18 protein-coding genes are annotated in these 18,044 nt (G+C 63.1%); 5 read left to right on the top strand and 13 right to left on the bottom strand.

Going from position 1 to position 18,044, the window contains the following annotated elements:
• Positions 1 to 70: 70 nt before the first annotated feature.
• Positions 71 to 1,201 carry a hypothetical protein gene (locus tag B5526_RS02045; RefSeq protein WP_433994677.1) on the bottom strand — a complete coding sequence of 377 codons (1,131 nt, stop codon included), beginning with the start codon at positions 1,199 to 1,201 and terminating at the stop codon, positions 71 to 73.
• Positions 1,202 to 1,445: 244 nt separating this feature from the next.
• Complete coding sequence (locus tag B5526_RS02040; RefSeq protein WP_079536465.1) at positions 1,446 to 2,189, bottom strand: SDR family NAD(P)-dependent oxidoreductase; 744 nt, start codon at positions 2,187 to 2,189, stop codon at positions 1,446 to 1,448.
• Positions 2,190 to 2,243: 54 nt separating this feature from the next.
• Between B5526_RS02040 and B5526_RS02035 the strand changes: the two genes are divergently transcribed.
• Positions 2,244 to 2,780 (top strand): DUF1697 domain-containing protein, encoded by a 537-nt coding sequence (locus B5526_RS02035; RefSeq protein ID WP_079536463.1) that lies wholly within the window; start codon positions 2,244 to 2,246, stop codon positions 2,778 to 2,780.
• 132 nt (positions 2,781 to 2,912) lie between these two features.
• On the opposite strand, the gene purF is transcribed toward B5526_RS02035, so the two are convergent.
• The 7 genes from purF to B5526_RS02000 form a co-directional block, all read right to left on the bottom strand.
• Positions 2,913 to 4,439 (bottom strand): amidophosphoribosyltransferase, encoded by a 1,527-nt coding sequence (gene purF / locus B5526_RS02030; RefSeq protein ID WP_079536461.1) that lies wholly within the window; start codon positions 4,437 to 4,439, stop codon positions 2,913 to 2,915.
• A gap of 23 nt (positions 4,440 to 4,462) precedes the next feature.
• Positions 4,463 to 5,092 (bottom strand): CvpA family protein, encoded by a 630-nt coding sequence (locus tag B5526_RS02025; protein WP_079536460.1) that lies wholly within the window; start codon positions 5,090 to 5,092, stop codon positions 4,463 to 4,465.
• 159 nt (positions 5,093 to 5,251) lie between these two features.
• Complete coding sequence (gene radA, locus B5526_RS02020; RefSeq protein ID WP_079536458.1) at positions 5,252 to 6,718, bottom strand: DNA repair protein RadA; 1,467 nt, start codon at positions 6,716 to 6,718, stop codon at positions 5,252 to 5,254.
• A 90-nt stretch (positions 6,719 to 6,808) separates the two neighbouring features.
• A complete protein-coding gene (locus tag B5526_RS02015) occupies positions 6,809 to 7,231 on the bottom strand; it encodes a type II toxin-antitoxin system VapC family toxin (protein ID WP_079536456.1) in 423 nt (140 codons plus the stop codon).
• Positions 7,231 to 7,488, bottom strand: a complete 258-nt coding sequence (locus B5526_RS02010; RefSeq protein WP_079536454.1) for a type II toxin-antitoxin system prevent-host-death family antitoxin — start codon at positions 7,486 to 7,488, stop codon at positions 7,231 to 7,233. The genes B5526_RS02015 and B5526_RS02010 overlap by 1 nt, the downstream gene beginning before the upstream one ends.
• 166 nt (positions 7,489 to 7,654) lie before the next feature.
• Positions 7,655 to 8,539 (bottom strand): prohibitin family protein, encoded by an 885-nt coding sequence (locus tag B5526_RS02005; RefSeq protein ID WP_079544625.1) that lies wholly within the window; start codon positions 8,537 to 8,539, stop codon positions 7,655 to 7,657.
• A gap of 149 nt (positions 8,540 to 8,688) precedes the next feature.
• Positions 8,689 to 9,414: a sulfite exporter TauE/SafE family protein gene (locus B5526_RS02000; RefSeq protein ID WP_079536452.1), complete on the bottom strand. Its 726-nt coding sequence runs from the start codon at positions 9,412 to 9,414 to the stop codon at positions 8,689 to 8,691.
• Positions 9,415 to 9,714: 300 nt separating this feature from the next.
• On the opposite strand from B5526_RS02000, the gene B5526_RS01990 reads away from it, so the two are divergent.
• Complete coding sequence (locus tag B5526_RS01990) at positions 9,715 to 10,167, top strand: hypothetical protein (protein ID WP_154071084.1); 453 nt, start codon at positions 9,715 to 9,717, stop codon at positions 10,165 to 10,167.
• Positions 10,168 to 10,252: 85 nt separating this feature from the next.
• Positions 10,253 to 10,621 (top strand): GFA family protein, encoded by a 369-nt coding sequence (locus tag B5526_RS01985; RefSeq protein ID WP_079536447.1) that lies wholly within the window; start codon positions 10,253 to 10,255, stop codon positions 10,619 to 10,621.
• Positions 10,622 to 11,300: 679 nt separating this feature from the next.
• On the opposite strand, the gene xth is transcribed toward B5526_RS01985, so the two are convergent.
• From xth to B5526_RS01970, 3 genes are read right to left on the bottom strand one after another with little or no spacing between them, the layout of a single operon-like run.
• Positions 11,301 to 12,071: an exodeoxyribonuclease III gene (gene xth, locus B5526_RS01980; RefSeq protein ID WP_079536445.1), complete on the bottom strand. Its 771-nt coding sequence runs from the start codon at positions 12,069 to 12,071 to the stop codon at positions 11,301 to 11,303.
• Between the two features lie 13 nt (positions 12,072 to 12,084).
• Positions 12,085 to 13,305 (bottom strand): alanine racemase, encoded by a 1,221-nt coding sequence (alr, locus tag B5526_RS01975; protein WP_154071083.1) that lies wholly within the window; start codon positions 13,303 to 13,305, stop codon positions 12,085 to 12,087.
• A 48-nt stretch (positions 13,306 to 13,353) separates the two neighbouring features.
• The gene (locus tag B5526_RS01970; RefSeq protein ID WP_079536444.1) at positions 13,354 to 14,859 is read right to left on the bottom strand and encodes a replicative DNA helicase; all 1,506 of its coding nucleotides are present in this window, start codon (positions 14,857 to 14,859) and stop codon (positions 13,354 to 13,356) included.
• Positions 14,860 to 15,185: 326 nt separating this feature from the next.
• Here B5526_RS01970 and B5526_RS01965 point away from each other — a divergent pair, with 326 nt between their 5' ends.
• Positions 15,186 to 15,392 (top strand): hypothetical protein, encoded by a 207-nt coding sequence (locus B5526_RS01965; protein ID WP_079536442.1) that lies wholly within the window; start codon positions 15,186 to 15,188, stop codon positions 15,390 to 15,392.
• Positions 15,393 to 15,418: 26 nt separating this feature from the next.
• On the opposite strand, the gene B5526_RS01960 is transcribed toward B5526_RS01965, so the two are convergent.
• Positions 15,419 to 16,669, bottom strand: a complete 1,251-nt coding sequence (locus B5526_RS01960) for an SAM-dependent methyltransferase (protein WP_079536440.1) — start codon at positions 16,667 to 16,669, stop codon at positions 15,419 to 15,421.
• Between the two features lie 282 nt (positions 16,670 to 16,951).
• Here B5526_RS01960 and B5526_RS01955 point away from each other — a divergent pair, with 282 nt between their 5' ends.
• Entirely contained in the window at positions 16,952 to 18,022 is a 1,071-nt protein-coding gene (locus tag B5526_RS01955; RefSeq protein WP_079536439.1) for a hypothetical protein, read from the top strand.
• The last annotated feature ends 22 nt before the right edge of the window (positions 18,023 to 18,044 follow it).

The following is an 18,044-nucleotide window of genomic DNA, read 5'->3' as shown; positions in this document are numbered from 1 at the left end:
CTTACCCAAATTGATCGAATGGGCGATCCCGCTTCCCCGATAGTCTTTCTGGCGCCTCCCGGCAATGCGCTTATCGTAGCGCATCCGAGGTGAGGGTAAATTTCTGGATGCGTTTTCCGGTATCGACCTCGGCGGTATAGACGTTACCCTTGCTGTCGACCGCCATGGCGTGCACCCAGTGGAATTGCCCGGCATTGCGGCCGTTATGCCCAAAGCTGCCGACCACGCTTCCGTCCTCGCGCTTCAAGACCCGGATTTCGTTGTTCTCGCCGTCGGCGCTCAAGAGATAGGTCTGTTTCGGATCGGGCCAGATCGCGAGGTCCCACACCGCGCCGTTGCCGAGCGTGTTCTTCTCGTAGAACCACTCTTTTACGAATGTGCCGTCTTTCCTGAAGACCTGAATCCGGTCGTTGATGCGGTCGCAGACATAGACCAGGCCGTCTTGCGCGATCTTCACGCAGTGAACGGGATTGCCGAATTGCTGGGAGACCTGTGCCTTGGGATCGTAAGGCGCCTGCTTGGTGTCATCTGGCTTGTTGCCATAGGCGCCCCAATGCCGCTTGTAGGCGCCGGTGGTGGCGTCGAACACGATGACACGATGATTGCCGTAACCGTCGGCGACATAGATCTCGTCGGCCGCCTTGTCGAGTGCGGTCTCCGCAGGCTTGCCCAATTGCGTGGTGTCGTTGCTGCCTTTGCTCGGTGCAACCTTGCCGATCTGCATCACGAACTTGCCGTCGAGGGTGAATTTCAAAAGCGCGTTGTCGTTGTCCGCGTTGCCGGTCAGCCAGACAAATCCCCTGTCGTCGATTTCGATGCCGTGTTCGCGCCCGACCCATTCATAGCCTTCGCCCGGTCCGCCCCAGGAGCGCAGCAGATTGCCGTCGGTATCGAATTCGAGCACCGGCGGCGCCGGAACGCAGCATTTCGAACGCGGCGGTGTCAGCGCAGCACCTTTCTCGTCGTCGGTCAGCGAGCGCGGGCGGTGAAACACCCAGACATGATCCTGCGCATCAACCGTGAGGCCGCCGACCTGGCCGATGATCCAGTTGTTCGGCAGTTGCTTCGGCCAGGCCGCATCGACGGCGAAGGCCGGGACGTCGCCGGCGTGGGCGGGACGCGGAAGCGCGGGGGCGGCGAGCAGGACGGCGGAGGCGAAGAGGAGGGGAAGAGATTTCAAGAGATAACCGCGGTTTGGCATCGGCGTCATGGCATCCTCCCGATTTTTGGCGCGGGTTCTCCCCCGCTTGGCGGGCAGTGAATAGCGACGAGGTTCGGGAGTCAATTGCGCGAGAGGGAGGCAACTCGGTTGCGTCACAAACAGGTGTCATCGCCCGCGAAGGCGGGCGATCCAGTACGCCGCGGCTTCTCGTTTAAATCACAGCCGCATCTGGAATACTGGGTCCCCGCCTTCGCGGGGACGACCACCGAAAACGCGGCCATGTTCACGCCGGCGCGTGAAAACTCTTCAGCGTGCGGGCCGGATAGTCATAAAACCTGCCGGTCTCTTTCCAATCGGGCGTGCACATCGGCAGGATGAATTCCGCCGCCTGCTCCGGTGTGTCCAGCGTCATCGGATCCTCGCCGGGAAACACCGTGGCGCGCATCCGGGTGCGGATCGGGCCGGGGCTGAACAGGTTGACGCGAATGGCGGTCGATGCGGTCTCATTGGCCCACACCCGCACCAGCGCCTCCAGCGCGGCCTTCGAGGTCGCGTAGGGACCGACATAGGCGAGCGCCTTGTTGGCGGCAGCCGAGGTCACGAACACCGCGCGGCCGGCGTCGGATTTTTTCAACAGCGGCTCCATGCAGCGGATCAATTGAAAATTCGCCGTCACGTTGACGGCCATCACGTCGTTCCACGGTTTCAGGTCGACATGCCCGAGCGGCGAGGAGGGCCCGGCGACGCCGGCATTGCCGACGAGGATGTCGAGTTTGCCGTGGCGCTCATGCAGCGCGGCGCCGAGGCGGGCGATGCCGTCGAAATCGGTGAGGTCGAGCGGCACCAATGTCGCGCTGCCGCCGTCCTTCTGGATCTCGTCGTCGAGCTCTTCGAGGCCGCCTTGGGTGCGCGCCACCGCGACCACATGCGCGCCTAGCTTTGCCAGCGCGCGCGCGGTGGCATAGCCGATGCCGCGCGAGGCGCCGGTGACGAGAGCGATGCGGGAGGCGAGGGGAAAGGTCGTCATCGAGGGGACTTATGGTACGATTGCCGGCGAAAATCAAATGTTGGGAGGGCGATTTTGACCGTCTATGTGGCGATGTTGCGGGGTGTCAATGTCGGCGGCAATTCGCTGAAAATGGACTGGCTGCGCCAGGCCTGCGCGGGCCTCGGATTGCAGGATGTGCGGACCTATGTGCAGAGCGGCAACATCGTTTTTTCATCGCGCTTGGGCGCTGATAAACTGGCAAAGACCCTCAAGGCGACGGTCGATAGGCAAACACGATTGCCGGTCACCGTGGTCGTCCGCAGCGCGTCTGAGATGACAAAAACCCTCGCCGGCAATCCGTTCCTGAAACAGAAAGGCGTCGATCCCTCGAGATTGTACGTGACGTTTTTGGCGAAAGCGCCTGCAAAACCCGCGCTGGAAAAACTCGATGCCTTCGCCGGAGCGCGCGATGAATATCGATGGGTTGGGCAGGAGGTCTATCTGCACTGCCCGATCAATTACGGCGAGACCAAGCTTTCGAACGCCGCAATCGAAAAGACCTTTTCGGTCGGCGCGACGACGCGGAACTGGAAGACGGTGACGGTGCTGGGCGCGATGGCGGCGGAGTGATCGCCGCCGCCAGACATCGTCATTCCGGGATGGTCCGAAGGACCAGACCCGGAATCTCGATGTAATGAGAGGCGCAAGACAATTTCGAGATTCCGGGTTCGCGCTGCGCGCGCCCCGGAATGACGCTTCGCGTCAGCTCGCTTCCGCCAACAACGAAAGTTGCCGCGGCTGCGGTTCGACCTGGGTCTGGTCGGTGAGGTGGGTCGGATAAACACCCGTAAAGCAATGATCGGAGAATTTCGGATTGGCGGGATCGCGGCCGGGTTCGCCCATGGCGCGGTACATGCCGTCGATCGACAGGAACGCCAGCGAATCCGCGCCGATGATCTCGCGCATTTCCTCCAGATTATGGGTCGCGGCCAGGAGCCCGCCGCGGTCCGGCAGGTCGATGCCGTAATAATCGGGATGGACGATCGGCGGCGAGGCGAGCCGGAAGTGCACCTCGCGGGCGCCGGCGTCGCGCATCATGCGGACGATCTTTTTCGAGGTGGTGCCGCGCACCAGCGAATCGTCGATCAGGATGATGCGCTTGCCTTCGATCGCGGCGCGGTTGGCCGAATGCTTCATGCGCACGCCGAGTTCGCGCACGCTCTGGGTCGGCTGAATAAAAGTGCGGCCGACATAGTGATTTCTGATAATGCCGAGTTCGAACGGCACGCCGGAATGCTGGCTGTAGCCGACGGCGGCCGGCACGCCGGAATCCGGCACCGGCACCACGACGTCGACATCGACATGGCTTTCGCGCGCGAGCTGCGCGCCGAAGGCCTTTCGCACTTCATAGACCGACCGCCCGCCGACGATGGAATCCGGCCGCGAGAAGTAGATGTATTCGAAGATACACGGCCGCGGCGGCTTGGGCGGGAACGGCTTGTGGCTCTGCGCGCCGTTCTCGTCGAACACGATGATCTCGCCGGGCTCGACGTCGCGGACATATTTGGCGCCGATGATATCGAGCGCGCAGGTTTCCGACGCCAGAATCGGCCGGCCGTCGAGTTCGCCCATGACAAGCGGACGGATGCCGAGCGGATCGCGCGCGCCGATCAGCTTCTTGTTGGTCAGGGACACCAGCGAATAGGCGCCCTCGATCGCGCGCAGCGCCTCGATGAAGCGGTCGATGAAGCGGTTGCGTTTTGATTGCGCCACCAGATGCAGGATGACTTCGGTGTCGGTGGTCGATTGCATCATGGCGCCGTTGCGCACGAGCTCGCGGCGCAAGGTCAATCCGTTGGTGAGATTGCCGTTATGGCCCACGGCAAAACCGCCGGCGTTGAGCTCGGCGAACAGCGGCTGCACGTTGCGCAGGATGGTTTCGCCTGTTGTGGAGTAGCGGACATGGCCGACCGCGGTCGTGCCCGGCAGCCGCTCGATCACCTCGCGGCGGGAAAAGGTGTCGCCGACCAGGCCGAGCCGCCGCTCTGAGTGAAAGCGCTTCCCATCGAAAGAGACGATGCCCGCGGCCTCCTGGCCGCGATGCTGCAGGGCGTGCAGCCCAAGCGCGGTGATGGCGGCGGCCTCGGGGTGGCCAAAAATGCCGAACACGCCGCACTCTTCGCGCAGCGTGTCACCGTCCAGATCTGATTCGTGAAGTTCCAGGTCGACCGGGCCAAGGCCGCGGTCGCGTTGCTCGGCGTCTTCGGAAGGGCTCTCGGTCTCGTCCATCGCGCCTCTCTTTGGGCCTAAATTCAACGTGCCGCGGGTTTCTCGATCAGCTTTTTCAGGCTGTCACGCGCAGGCTTACTGTAGCCATCACCGGCGGCCGGCGGTGCCGGCTCGGCGTCAGTCTGCTCATCGTCTGGTTTATTCTTCTTGAATCTCTTCAAGATGGTGTTCTCGGGGTCATCCGGCAAGAGCGACATCAGCCAATCCCCGGTTCCCTGCAGCACCATCCGGGATTTGGCCCCGGTGACCCAGTCGGGCCGCTGCTTGTCCGGGACCAGCCAGCTGAAGAACATGAAGGCGACCACGACGATCAGGAGGCCCCTTGCCAGCCCGAACAGGAACCCGAGGGTGCGGTCGAGCGCGCCGATCCGGGAATCCAGGATCATGTCGGAAATCCGCACCGTAATGATGGAAACCGCGATCAGGGTGCCGATAAAGACGCCGGCGACCACGACGATGCTGGCGACCGTATCGTTGTTGAAATAGGTTTTCGCGGTCGGCAGCAGCTTGCCGAAGGCGTAAATCGTGACCAGCGCGGCCGTGCCCCATGCCGCGATCGACAGAATCTCGCGCATAAAGCCGCGTACCATCGCGAGCAGGCCGGAAACGAGCATCACGGCGAGCAAAGCGAGATCGAGTATCGTTATCGGCATCGGCTGGTCAGGTCCGCATCAAAGTCTGGGTTCGCGAATCGGCGTGTCGGTGCCGTCCCAAGGTGACGGTCATATGGCAGGTCCCGCAAGGCCGGAAAACGTGCCATCCCGCCCCCGCGCGGGTTGTATAGCGGCGAGGGCTTGTAACGTCACGCCGCTTTAGCCGTTCTCGCGACGGAATCGCGCCGGTGTGGCATTTTTCTCAACACTTGCGCCCTCCCGGTTGCCGTCCTGGTTTCGTTTCGGTGTACCGCGCGCGGCGATATCGGCGACCAGGCTGGTCAATCCGCCCACGCTGTTCAGCGCCATCCCCGCGTCGCCGCCGGTCTCCCCGCGGGCCGATTCGGGCAGCACGGCGCGGCCGAATCCGAGCTTTGCCGCTTCCTTCAGCCGCGCCGAGGTCTGCGCCACCGGCCGCACCGCGCCCGAGAGCGAAATCTCGCCGAAATAAACGGCATCGGTCGGCAACGGCGCATTGACCAGCGACGACACCAGGGCTGCTGCCGCGGCAAGGTCCGCCGCCGGTTCCTGGATGCGCAGGCCGCCGGCGACATTGAGATAGACGTCATGGCCGGAAAGTTTGACGCCGCAATGGGCCTCCAGCACCGCCAGCACCATCGACAGCCGGCTCGGGTCCCAGCCCACCACCGCCCGGCGCGGCGTGCCGAGCGAGGTCGGCGCCACCAGCGCCTGCAGTTCCACCAGCACCGGGCGGGTGCCCTCGATGCCGGCGAATACCGCCGTGCCCGGACTGCCGAGATCACGCTCCGACAGGAACAGCTCGGACGGATTTGAGACTTCGCGCAGGCCGAGGCCCGTCATCTCGAATACGCCGATCTCGTCGGTCGGCCCGAACCGGTTTTTCACCGCGCGCAAAATGCGGAATTGCTGGGAGCCTTCACCCTCGAACGAAAGCACCGCATCGACCATATGCTCGACCACGCGGGGGCCGGCGATCTGGCCGTCTTTTGTCACATGGCCGACCAGGATGATCGCCGCGCCGGATTTCTTTGCGAACCTGATCAGCGCCTGCGCCGAGGCGCGAACCTGTGTCACCGTGCCGGGCGCGGATTCCACCGTGTCGGTCCACATGGTCTGGATCGAATCGATCACGATCAGCCGCGGCACCGCCCCTTCGGACAAGGTCGAGACGATGTCCTCGACGGAAGTCTCCGCCGCAAGCTGCACCGGCGCATCCGCCAGCCCCAGCCGCTCGGCGCGCAGCCGCACCTGCGCGACCGCCTCTTCACCGGAAATATAGACCGCGCGATGGCCGGCCCGCGCCATCAGGCTGGTCGCCTGCGTCAACAACGTCGACTTACCGATGCCGGGGTCGCCGCCGACCAAAAGCACCGAGCCCCTGACAAACCCGCCGCCGGTGACACGATCGAGCTCGGCCATCCCCGAGGCGAGGCGAGGGGCCTCATGGCTCTTGCCGGTGAGGCTCTCCAGCACAAACTTGCGGCCCTTGCGCTTTGAGCGGATCGAGACCGGCATCGTGGTGGCGCCGGTTGTGTCCTCCTCGGAAAGCGTGTTCCACTCGCCACAGGACTCGCATTTGCCCTGCCAGCGGTTATAGGCCGCACCGCAGTTCTGGCAGACAAAGGAGAGGGCGGATTTGGCCATTGGAGGTGAGTCGCCGTGGGATTCCGTCGCGGTTGATAGCACAGAAATCTTAATGTTCCTATTTTGTTCTAAGGACGAATCCGGTACTGGCTACTTCCGCTTAGGCCGTCGACTGAACGGATCGACGACGGCGACCCCGGTGGGCTCGAAATCAGATACGTTGCGCGTGACGATGGTGAGCCCATGTTCCAGCGCTGTGGCCGCGATCATGAGATCGGCGCTGTCATTGCCGAGAACGGCGCTCAGGGTACCCCAACGCCGCGCCGTTCGCAGATCGAATGGCACAATCCGCTCGCCGTAGAGGACCAGTACGCGGTCCAGCCAGGCCGCCAGCGCGTCGGCGAAGCCTGGATCCGTCGCGCGCTGTCGCGCAATGCCGCGCTCTATCTCGCCGATGCTGATGACGCTGAGAAACAGTTCGGTCGTTCGCTGCCGCTCGAACCACGCCACGACCATTGGATCGCGCTGCCGCCTGCGCAACTCGGACAGCGTGACGGTATCGATCAAGAACATCAGAGCTCGATATCGCGCATCCGCACATTTCGACGCGGGACATCGCCGTTATCCTGTGGCATGGCGAGCAGCATATCGGCAAAGGATGGTGCCCGCGCGCGTTCGAGGCGCCGCAGTCGCTCGTACTCGACCACATCGACGACGACTACGGCGGGCTTGCCATGCTTGGTGACGGTCTGCGGCGTGCGTCGCGCGGCCTCCACGACCTCGCTGAACCGGTTCTTCGCATCCTGTACCGACCAACTGCGCTGGGTCATAAGCTTGATTCTCGCTAGCTAGAATTTCTGGCTAGAATATGATGGCCGTCACCTGCCGTCAACTGTTCAAGGCCAGAGAGCCGGCTTCGTCGGCGACCGGGATCGGAGACGCGAGCGCTTCCGGATGGTTCCAGCGCGCTCTGGCGTCCCCTGATCTATTCAATCCTCACTTCAACGACACAAACGGCACCGCCGAGCCCGGCACCATCGTGGTCGGCAGCACGCCGTTCCAGCGTTCGGCCTGCACCAGCGTGACGAGGTTCGGATTGGTGCCGAGCGCCTTGGCTCTCGCTTCGATCGCGGCCGCTTCGGCTTCGCCGGTGATCTTGATGTTCGATGCCTTGGCTTCGCCGTTCAGGCGGGTCGCATCGGCCTCGGCCTGGGCTTCGGCGCGGACGGCGTTGGCTTTGGCGGTGGCCTGGGTGACGGTGATTTGCGCCTGGACTTTTTCGCGCTCGGCATTCTGCTGCAATTTCTGCACCTCGACCTCGGCCAGCATGCGCTGCTCGATCGAGTGCAGGTAATTTGCGCTGAACTCGATGTTTTCCAGTTGCACGCTCTCGATGATGATCATTGGATCGTATTTCAGCGATTCCGTAATCGCGTCCTTGATCGCGCTGTTGAGCGCGCCGCGCTCCTGGATGGCCTTGACCGCGGTGTAGCGGCCGAACACGACCTTGACCTGCTGGTTGACGACCGGGCTGACCACCTGATTGACCGCCGCATCCAGCCGTCCGAATTTGGCGTAGAGGTCGGCCACCTTCTCCGGTGCTGCGCGCAAGGTCACGCTGATCTTCAGGTCGGCGGGCTGCTGATCGTAGGAATAAGAGTTCATCTTGTCCCACGAATAGGTCGAGGTTTTCACGCCGATCTTCTCGACGCTGTCGAGCAACGGCAGCTTGAAGCCGAGGCCGGGCTGCGCGGTGCCGATGACGGCGCCATTGCGAAGCAGCACGCCGCGCTCGGTCTGGTCGACCGTGTACCAGCTTCCCGCTGCGATTATGAGAACGATGACGGCCGCAAGCGCTACGCCAATGATTCCCTTGTTCATGTAAGTATCTCCGGGCTTTGGGTGATTGAAATGCATTTGCGGGCCAAGCAATCGTCGATGGCCTGTTACGAAATTGGTTGTGATACGCGTCACTTCGTCGGCCAATCCGATGGATTGGTTCAGATCGGAATAGCGTTAACCATGGGATTTTAGCTAGTTGCCGCCGTCCACAGCAAGGAAAGTCCGGCCGCCAGCATGATGGCGTCCATCACAAGCCGAAACACATCCGGCTCGAGCCGCAACACAAAACGCCTGGCGATGAAGGCGCCCGACATCAGCGACGCGCCGGCGATCAGGCCCTGCAATGCGATGTCCGATGTGAGCGCGCCGAACCGCTCGAAGGTCACCGATTTACTCACGTAAAGCCCGAGCGAACTCGCAGCTTCCGTGGCGAGGAACGCGCCCTTGGTGAGGCCGTAGAACAGAAACAGCGGCACGCTTAACGGCCCGGTCGAAACCACGATGCCGGTGAGGTAGCCGATTGCCGCGCCGCCGATCGCAAGGTGCCACAGCGATAATTTGAGCTGGTGCCGCGCGAGCCAGTGCCGCACCGGCACCATCGCGATCAGGAACACGCCGATTGCAATATCGACCGCGTGCGACGGCAGCGCCAACAGCGTGCGCGCGCCAAGCGCCGCGGCCGGAATGCCCGGAATGGAATAGGCGGCGCAGGCGCGCCAGTCGACCTCGCGCCACCAGGCGAGGATGCGCGAAAAATTGGCCATTACGGCGGCGATCGCCATGATCGGTACCGCCTGTTTCGGTCCGTATTGATAGACCAGCACCGGCATCAGCATGATCGACGAGCCGGTGCCGACGATGCCGGAGATGGTGCCGGCCAAAAGCCCGACCGCGAGGATGAAGAGAAGGTTCAAGATCTGACACCGCGAAGCCGGCAGGTGTCCCAAACGCTGAGCGGCTGTGAATATATCTCCGACCTCATCCTGAGGAGCGCGCTTTCGCGCGCGTCTCGAAGGATGCAGGCCCCCACTGTGGCCTCATGGTTCGAGACGGCGCAAGGGCGCCTCCTCACCATGAGGGGGAGAGCATTGTCGTCAGGCACCGATACGTGATCAGGGATTGTGATGTAGTTCATACGCAGGCTTGGCAACCTTCTGTTGAATCCGGCGCAACGCGATCTTGGCTGGTCGCATTTGAGAGAAGGAGTCGCAATCATGGAGGACTCGCGCGCCACGGTTTTGAACACCGGCCTTTCGGCCGTTCTGGATTGGATAAGATCAAATCGATTGGTATTCGTTGGCGCACTAACCACCATCTTCGGATTGATCGCCAGCGTCGGCACTGTCTATCCCCTTGTGCTGGAAGGGCTGAACCTTCCTGTTTGTCTCACCTATGCAAATACCTACCGCAAGCCCGAGAGCTATTTCAAACATGAGGGCAAGGTCTGGCATGAGTATTTTCCACCCGACGGCAGCCCATTTCGGTACGAGTTCAGTGAAGTGCGGCGTACGCGGGACACGATCGATTTGCTCAACCAGACCCCGCGTCCGGAAGAGCGGAATTGGGCGAGCATGATCGTTCGCCTGCCGGTCTGTGGGGGGACGGCCAAGTTGATCCTTGGCGTGCCCGAACATACGATCGATCTGGCCGAGGTCTGGCGGGAGTAACGGTGGCCGCCTGCTGCTGACACCATGGTGGCAGCAGGCTCAGGCTACGACCCTCGCCGTGTCAGGCCATGGGGAGGAGCGGATCGTGCCGATCAAGGGAAGTTGCCATTGCGGCAATACGCAATTCGAAGTGAGCGAGGCGCCGAGCGGCGTGACGCGGTGTACCTGTTCGCTGTGCTCAAAGCGCGGCGCGTTGTGGGCCTATTACACGCCGGCGCAGTTTCGCCTGACCACGCTGGTGGAGAACGTGGCGACCTATCAATGGCAAAGCCGCACGGTAAAGCACCATTTCTGTGCGGGTTGCGGCTGCGGCACCTATTCGGAATCGCCGGACTGGTCGACCGGCAAGCCCGATTTCGACAATCCGCGCGTCGGCATCAATTCGCGGCTTCTGGATGATTTCGATCTCGACGCCGTGCCGGTAACCGTGATCGACGGCAAGAATTTGTGGTGATGCCGGCTGCACGCGTAGCTGCGCGCTAAGGACTTAATTTCGGAATTTCAGAAATAACGCTGGCCGCCTGACCCAAATCAGTTGTATGTAGACGACGTCCCGTTCCAAACAGGGGCGGCTCGCGATCGTCACGAACGCGGGACGGGATGCGGTGGACGCGAGCGGCGCTATTGACGAACAGCGCCAGTCGCGGACGGAGAAGTCGTGTGGTCCTGACGCCTCGACGCCGGCGTCAAGTCTGCGAGAAGAAGCGCAGATGACGGTGACAAGAAAGCCCGATCGCCGGGGAGAGCACGAAGGAAACCGTTAAAACCACTGTGTGCGGGAATGCCGGGATGTTCCGGTGGACCTGTGGTGACTAACGCGCGTGTTTACTACACTACACGCGCGGCTGCGGGTGCATCGGCGCCCGGCATTCCCCACGCCCTCACGGGGCGGAGAATTCAGCACAACTCGGGCGCATCGCGCCGCGGGATCGCGAAGTCGTATCCAACCGTCATTCCGGGATGGTCCGAAGGACCAGACCCGGATGGAATCGAGAAGCCGCGGCGTACTGGATACCCCGCATGCGCGGGGTATGACGGTTGTTAGTGTTTCTGCTCTCCGGCGCCGCGGCCGCTATGGTTATCGGAGGCTACCGCGAGCATGTCGCCGCCAACGCAAAACGCCTCTTGGCAATCTAGTCCAACACGATCCACGCCGGCGCGTGGTCGCTAGCGCCTTCCTCGCCGCGCAGCTTGCGGTCGACGCCGGCTTTTGTCAGGCGCGGCGCAAGCACCGGGCTGACGAGCAGATGATCGAGCCGCAATCCGGCGTCGCGCGGCCAGCGGTTTCGCATGTAGTCCCAGAACGTGTACATCGGCTCTGACGGATGAAGTTCGCGGATCGCGTCGCACCAGCCTTGTTCCACCAGCGACTTGAACGCGGCGCGGCTCTTCGGCTGGATCAGCGCATCCTTGTCCCATGATTTCGTCGGATAGATATCGAGCTCGGTCGGCGCGACGTTGTAGTCGCCGGCCAGCACCACCGGAATTTCCTGCTTGATGAATGTCGCCGCGTGCCGCTTGAGCCTGGAAAACCATTTCAGCTTGTAATCAAATTTCGGCCCGGGCTGCGGGTTGCCGTTCGGCAGATAGAGGCTGGTGACGACGATGCCGTTGACGGCGGCCTCGATATAGCGCGCCTCGTGATCGGTTGCATCGCCGGGCAGCGCGGTCCGGATCAGCACCGGCTCGGCTTTTCGCGCCAGGATGGCGACGCCGTTCCAGGTCTTCTGTCCGTGCCAGACCGCGCCGTAGCCGGCCTTGTTGATTTCCGAAAGCGGAAAATCATCGTCGGTCGCTTTCAGTTCTTGCAGGGAAACCGCGTCGGGCTTTGCCTGACGCAGCCATCGCAAAAGGTTAGGGAGGCGCCGGTTGATGTTGTTGATGTTGAATGTCGCGACCTTCATGCCTGACAAACTGTCAGGCCGCCGGTGCCGCAGGCGCGGGCTCGATCGTCGTCGCGCCGCCGCCCTTGTAGACGCGGGCATAGCGCGGGCCGAGGCTGGTCAGCACTTCGTAGCCGATGGTCCCAAAATGATGCGCGAGTTCGTCGACGGTGATACCTTCGCCGATCAGCGTCGCCATATGACCGCGCCGCGCCGCGTTGTTGGGCAGATCAGTGACATCGATCGCCATCAGGTCCATCGAGATGCGGCCTGCCACCGGGCAGCGCTTGCCGGCAACCACGACCTCGGCGCTGCGGGTGCCATCGATCCCGCCGGCAGCGCGGAAATAGCCGTCGGCGTAGCCGGCCGATACGATCGCAAGTTTCGTCGGCCGCCGCGCCGTCCAGGTCCCGCCATAGCCGACGCTCTCGCCCTTCTCGATAGCGCGCATCTGCACGATCCGCGCCTTCAATTCGACCACCGGCTGCATCGGATTGTCCGCCTCGGGCGTCGGATTGATGCCGTAGAGCGCGGCGCCCGGCCGCACCAGGTCGAACTGGAACTGGGGCCCGAGGAAGCAGCCGGAGGAATTCGACAGCGACGCCGGCACGCCGGAGAAAAGACTGGCGATCTCGCGGAAGGCCGCAAGCTGCTTGGCGTTGAGCGGATGGTTGAGGTTTTCGGCGCAGGCGAGGTGGCTCATGACGAGCGTAATGCCATGATCGCCGGCATTGATGCGGGGAATGATGCCCTGCGCCTCGACCAGCGTCAGCCCGAGCCGGTTCATGCCGGTGTCGATATGAACAGCAGCACCGCCGGCCCAGCCGGAGCGGCGGCAGAACACGTCCCATTCGGCGAGCTCGTTGAGATCGCCGATCACGGGCCTGGCGTCGATTTTTGCAAATGCATCGCCGCAATTCTGGAAGAAACCATCGAGCGTATAGATGACGGCCTGTGGCACTGCGGCACGGGCAGCGCGCGCTTCATCCAGAGTGGCGACAAAAAACGTCTTGCAGCCGGCATCCGCCAGCGCGCGCGCGACCGGAGCCGCGCCGCAGCCATAGGCGTCGGCCTTGATCACGCCGGCGCACTCGGCCGGCACCGCGGTCTTCTCGAGCTTGCGCCAGTTGGCGACGATGGCGTCGAGATCGACGGTGAGCACGCCGGTCGCGCTCGCAAGCGCGGCCGCCTGGTTGGCCTCGGGCGAGAGCAGGCTGCCGGGCGGGATCGATTTCGGGTCGGAGACGATGTTCATGGCGCCGTTTTACGCGCCGGAGCAGGGCGGTTCAACCGGGGCCTGCGGTCAATAGGCGCGATCCGGCAAATGGCTGTCATGCGTCAGGTCGCCAAACCGTGTGACGGCGGCGTCGAACTGCAGCTCGACGGTGCCGGTCGGGCCGTGGCGCTGCTTGCCGATGATCACTTCGGCCTTGCCGTGCACCAGCGACATGTCGAGTTGCCATTTCTCGTATTCCGGCGTGCCCGCCCGCGGCTCCTTGTTGGCGAGATAATATTCCTCGCGGAACACGAACATCACAACATCGGCGTCCTGCTCGATCGAGCCGGACTCGCGCAGGTCCGACAGTTGCGGGCGCTTGTCGTCGCGGCTTTCCACCTGGCGCGACAATTGCGAGAGCGCGATGACGGGAACGTTGAGCTCTTTCGCCAGTGCCTTCAGGCTCGTCGTGATCTCCGTGACTTCCTGCACGCGGTTTTCGTTGCCGCGCTTGTTCGACCCCTGCAGCAACTGGATATAGTCGACCACGATCAGATCGAGGCCCTTCTGCCGCTTCAGCCGGCGGGCGCGCGCGGTGAGCTGCGAGATCGAAAGGCCACCGGTCTCGTCGACATAGAACGGCAGCGACTGCAGCTCGATCGAATAGTCGCGGATTTTTTCGAAATCGCCCTCGGTGATGCCGCCGCGGCGGATTGTGCTCGAGGGAATCCCGGTGCGCTCGGCGATGATACGGGTGGCGAGCTGTTCGGCCGACATTTCGCAGGAGAAGAAGCCGACAATGCCGCCATTGACCGACTTCATGGTGCCGTCGGCCTGGACCTCGGCGCGATGCACCTTGGCGACGTTGTAGGCGATGTTGGTGGCAAGCGCGGTCTTGCCCATGCCGGGACGCCCCGCCACGATGATCAGGTCGGAGGGCTGCAGGCCGCCCATCTTGATGTCGAGGTCGCGCAGGCCGGTCGCGATGCCCGACAATTTGCCGTCGCGCTGGAACGCTTTGGCCGCCATGTCGACGGCAACGGTCAGCGCCTGCGCAAAACGCTGGAAGCCGCCGTCATAGCGGCCGGATTCGGCCAGTTCATACAGCCGGCGCTCGGCATCCTCGATCTGTGCCCGCGGCGCAAAATCCACCGGCGCTTCGTAAGCAACGTTGACCATATCCTCGCCGATACCAATCAGGTCGCGGCGCAGCGCCAGGTCGTAGATCGTTCGCCCATAATCCTGGGCGTTGATGATGGTGGTCGCTTCCGCGGCGAGGCGGGCGAGGTATTGGCCGACCGTCATGCCGCCGATGTCGGTCTCGGCCGGAAAGAAGGTTTTCAGCGTGACGGGGGTCGCGACCTTGCCCATCCGGATCAGGCTGCCGGCGGTATCAAAGATCGACTGATGGATCGGTTCGAAGAAGTGTTTTTGCTCGAGGAAATCCGACACCCGGTAGAAGGCGTCGTTGTTGACCAGGATCGCGCCCAAAAGGCTCTGTTCCGCCTCGATATTGTGCGGTGCGCTCCGATAGGCGGCCGGAGCCCCCGCCTCGGGGGCGAGCTTGAGGACGTTCGAATCAGTCATGGCCATGGGGAGAGATCGTGAGCCGAACTTTGTCTAATTGTTGAAGCGGGGCGCGAATAAAGCGCCAGTCCGGCGGAAAGCGAAAGCGAAAGCTCATTGCTTATGCACCGTTCATTAAAATGTGGATGATTTCCAGCCTCGTGAGGCGCGGCGCTTGACGGGATTCCGGCGAGAGCGCGGCGGCCATCGATGAAAAGCCCGGGAAACTCCGGTCCCAGCCTGAACCTTTCGCCGCGTGGGCATACCCATCCTAAGGACGCGCATCCGGGGAACGGGTTTGCGACCTCGGAATTAATAACGGGCGCGGATCGCGCCTTAAGCAAGGACAGGCGATGGGCCAGCAATTTCATACATGGCGATCGGGAGACGGCGAAAAGCTATGGCTGTCGCTGCTGATCGACACGATGGAGCAGGTCGCGCGCCCGGAAATCCGCGAAATGCCTTGCGAATCCTCGATCCTGATGGCGCTGCGTGCGCAGCTGGCGCGGCCGGTGTCGCACTGCACGCACGTCGCCTCGCGTTTCAGCCTGCGGAATTAGAAGCCGAGAGGGCTGGTTACACCAGCCTATTCGCCCGCGATCTGCAGCCTTGGCCGCTGGCCGCGCTCCAGCCCGCGCAGTTTTGCTTCCTCATGCGTGATATAGTCGCGTGTCATCGGCACCACGCCCTGGCGTTTTGTCAATTGGATCTGGAAATTCATCAAATTCTGCTTGCGGAACGACATTTCCGAAGACGCCAGATAGAATTCCCACATCCGCGCAAAGCGCTCGTCGTAGAGCTGCACCGCTTCCTCGCGGCGCGCCATGAAGCGCTCGCGCCAGGCCTTCAGCGTCTCGGCATAATGCAGCCGCAGGATTTCGATGTCGCAGACCAGAAGCCCGGCGCGCTCGATCGCCGGGATCACCTCGGACAGCGCGGGGATGTAGCCGCCGGGGAAGATGTACTTGGCAATCCAGGGATTGGTGGCATCGGGCCCCTCCGATCGCCCGATCGAGTGCAGCATCATGACGCCGTCGTCGGTGAGAAGTTCGGCGCAGCGCCTGAAATATTTTTCGTAGAAGTCGACGCCCACATGTTCGAACATGCCGACCGACACGATCCGATCGAACGGGCCGGAAACGTCGCGATAGTCTTCCAGGAAGAACTTCGCCGACTGCGACAGCTTCCTGTCGGCGGCGCGCGCGTTCGACACCTGCAATTGTTCGGTCGACAGCGTGACGCCGGTGACGTTGGCGCCGGCCATTTCGGCGAGATAGAGGCCAAGGCCGCCCCAGCCGGAGCCGATATCGAGCACGCGGTCGCCGGGCCTGATCAAGAGCTTGGCGGCGAGATGACGCTTCTTGGCGAGTTGGGCATCATCGAGCGTCGTCTGCGGCGTCTCGAAATAGGCGCAGCTATATTGCTTGTCGGCGTCGAGGAAGAGGGAATAGAGCCGCCCGTCGAGATCGTAATGGCGCGCGACATTGTTCTTCGAACGGCCGCGCGGATTGAACTGGCGAAAATGCCGGCCGAGATATCGCAGCCACCATTGCAGCTTGGCCCAGCGCGGCAAGATGTCCGGCTGATTCATCAGGATCGCAAGTGCATCCGCGATCGAGCCGTTCTCCACCACGAAGCTGCCTTCCATGTAGACTTCGCCGAGCGCCAGTTCCGGGTTGATCAAAACCCTGCGTTCGGCGTCGGTGGTGAGGAAACGCACCGCAACCGGCTCGCCGGTCCCATCGCCGCAGGTAAACCTGGCCCCGCTCGCAGTCGTAAAGGTCATCGCCCCGCGGCGAATGAACTGCGAGAGGAAATAACGCAACAATCGGTCCATCGAAACCACCGAACCAAGCGATCCCGCAGAGGCTAACGTCCCGGCCGTTACACCCGACGCGCAGGAAACAGAATGGTTCCCAGGCGCCGCGATCGATCATAATAGTGTGAGTGCGGGCCCGCTAGTGCGTTGTACACAAAGCGGATATTCCCAAATGTGACATTCACTTAGCTGCGCCATAAGCGCGCTTCCATTCGCGGGATAATCGGCTAAAAGGTGACCGCCGCAGGTAGCCCGTTTGAACGGCGGTGGAAGCGATTTCCGCAATCGGAGAATTTAAGAATGTTGAGCCGAGCGCTCAGTTTAGCGACGGTGATGCTTCTGATCAGCGGTTTCGCGGCCGCCCCGGCATGGGCTCAGGCGACAAATCTCGAAGCCGGCAAGAGCCCATCCCAGATTTTCGCCGGCACTTGTAACGCCTGCCACAAGAGCCCGCGGGGCTTGTTGAAGACCGTGCCGGCGGGATCGCTGCAGAGCTTCTTGCGCCAGCACTACACCACCAGTCCCGAGATGGCCTCGCTGCTGTCGGCTTTTCTGGTCTCCAATGGGGCGACCGATACCCGCTATGCCCAGCCCAAGGACGGCAAGGATGGGAAGGGGGAGGCCAAGCCCCCCGGCGCGGCCGATCAACTCGACCGGTTTGGCCGCAGGCTGCGTCCCGCACCGCAGGAGGCCGCCAAGCCCGAGGTTGAGCCGCGCGAGGCCGCGAAGCCGGCGGATATCGATGGAGTTCACGGCCGCAACGCCAAGCGCCTGGCCCGCCCGGGAGAGGCGCCGGCCATGGAGGGACAAGCTCCGGCCCAGGCTGCCATCGAGCGCGGCCCCGACGGCCGCAAGCGGTTGAGCAGGCGGGGTAGGCCGGGCGTCGAAGAGCTTCCCAAAGCCGAGTCCGCCAAGACTGATTCCGCCAAGACTGATTCCGCCAAGACCGATTCCGCCAAGACCGAGGAGCCCGCGAAGGGCGAGACGCCCAAGGACGACCAGCCGAAGGGCGAAGCCGCCAAGGAGGAGGCCGCCAAGCCGTCCGGTGAGGCTAAGTCGGAGTCGGCCAAGATCGAGACGCCGAAGGAGGCCGGCGGCGGCTCGACCCCGGTGCTGCGGCCCGATCCGGTTCCCCCGGTCACGCCGGCGCCGCCAGCGGTGTCCGCGGCCGTTTCAACCGGGGCATCGGAACCTGCATCAGCACCCTCGGCAAGCCCACCCTCGGTAAGCTCACCCTCGGCAAGCCCAACGCAATCCGCCGCTGCGCCTGCCGCGCCGTCGGCGCCGCCGCCGGTGACGACGGCCTCAGCGCCGCCCCCGCCGCCTCCAGTGGCACCCGCCGGCCCGCCGGCGCCACCGATCTCCCAATAGGCTTTTGCGCGTCCGAATTTCC

The organism is Bradyrhizobium lablabi (assembly GCF_900141755.1).
GTDB classification, from domain to species: Bacteria; Pseudomonadota; Alphaproteobacteria; order Rhizobiales; family Xanthobacteraceae; genus Bradyrhizobium; species Bradyrhizobium lablabi_A.
This window is presented reverse-complemented; position numbering and strand designations above follow the sequence as displayed.

What these genes read in the sequence shown, in the direction of transcription:
- purF (WP_079536461.1), bottom strand. Translation starts at nt 4,439, where the DNA reads ATGGACGAGACCGAGAGCCCTTCCGAAGACGCCGAGCAACGCGACCGC.
- B5526_RS01965 (WP_079536442.1), top strand. Translation starts at nt 15,186, where the DNA reads ATGGGCCAGCAATTTCATACATGGCGATCGGGAGACGGCGAAAAGCTA.
- B5526_RS02040 (WP_079536465.1), bottom strand. Translation starts at nt 2,189, where the DNA reads ATGACGACCTTTCCCCTCGCCTCCCGCATCGCTCTCGTCACCGGCGCC.
- B5526_RS01955 (WP_079536439.1), top strand. Translation starts at nt 16,952, where the DNA reads ATGTTGAGCCGAGCGCTCAGTTTAGCGACGGTGATGCTTCTGATCAGC.
- B5526_RS01970 (WP_079536444.1), bottom strand. Translation starts at nt 14,859, where the DNA reads ATGGCCATGACTGATTCGAACGTCCTCAAGCTCGCCCCCGAGGCGGGG.
- B5526_RS02025 (WP_079536460.1), bottom strand. Translation starts at nt 5,092, where the DNA reads ATGCCGATAACGATACTCGATCTCGCTTTGCTCGCCGTGATGCTCGTT.
- B5526_RS02015 (WP_079536456.1), bottom strand. Translation starts at nt 7,231, where the DNA reads ATGTTCTTGATCGATACCGTCACGCTGTCCGAGTTGCGCAGGCGGCAG.
- B5526_RS01960 (WP_079536440.1), bottom strand. Translation starts at nt 16,669, where the DNA reads ATGGACCGATTGTTGCGTTATTTCCTCTCGCAGTTCATTCGCCGCGGG.
- B5526_RS02010 (WP_079536454.1), bottom strand. Translation starts at nt 7,488, where the DNA reads ATGACCCAGCGCAGTTGGTCGGTACAGGATGCGAAGAACCGGTTCAGC.
- xth (WP_079536445.1), bottom strand. Translation starts at nt 12,071, where the DNA reads ATGAAGGTCGCGACATTCAACATCAACAACATCAACCGGCGCCTCCCT.
- B5526_RS01990 (WP_154071084.1), top strand. Translation starts at nt 9,715, where the DNA reads ATGGAGGACTCGCGCGCCACGGTTTTGAACACCGGCCTTTCGGCCGTT.
- alr (WP_154071083.1), bottom strand. Translation starts at nt 13,305, where the DNA reads ATGAACATCGTCTCCGACCCGAAATCGATCCCGCCCGGCAGCCTGCTC.
- B5526_RS02045 (WP_433994677.1), bottom strand. Translation starts at nt 1,201, where the DNA reads ATGCCAAACCGCGGTTATCTCTTGAAATCTCTTCCCCTCCTCTTCGCC.
- B5526_RS02005 (WP_079544625.1), bottom strand. Translation starts at nt 8,539, where the DNA reads ATGAACAAGGGAATCATTGGCGTAGCGCTTGCGGCCGTCATCGTTCTC.
- radA (WP_079536458.1), bottom strand. Translation starts at nt 6,718, where the DNA reads ATGGCCAAATCCGCCCTCTCCTTTGTCTGCCAGAACTGCGGTGCGGCC.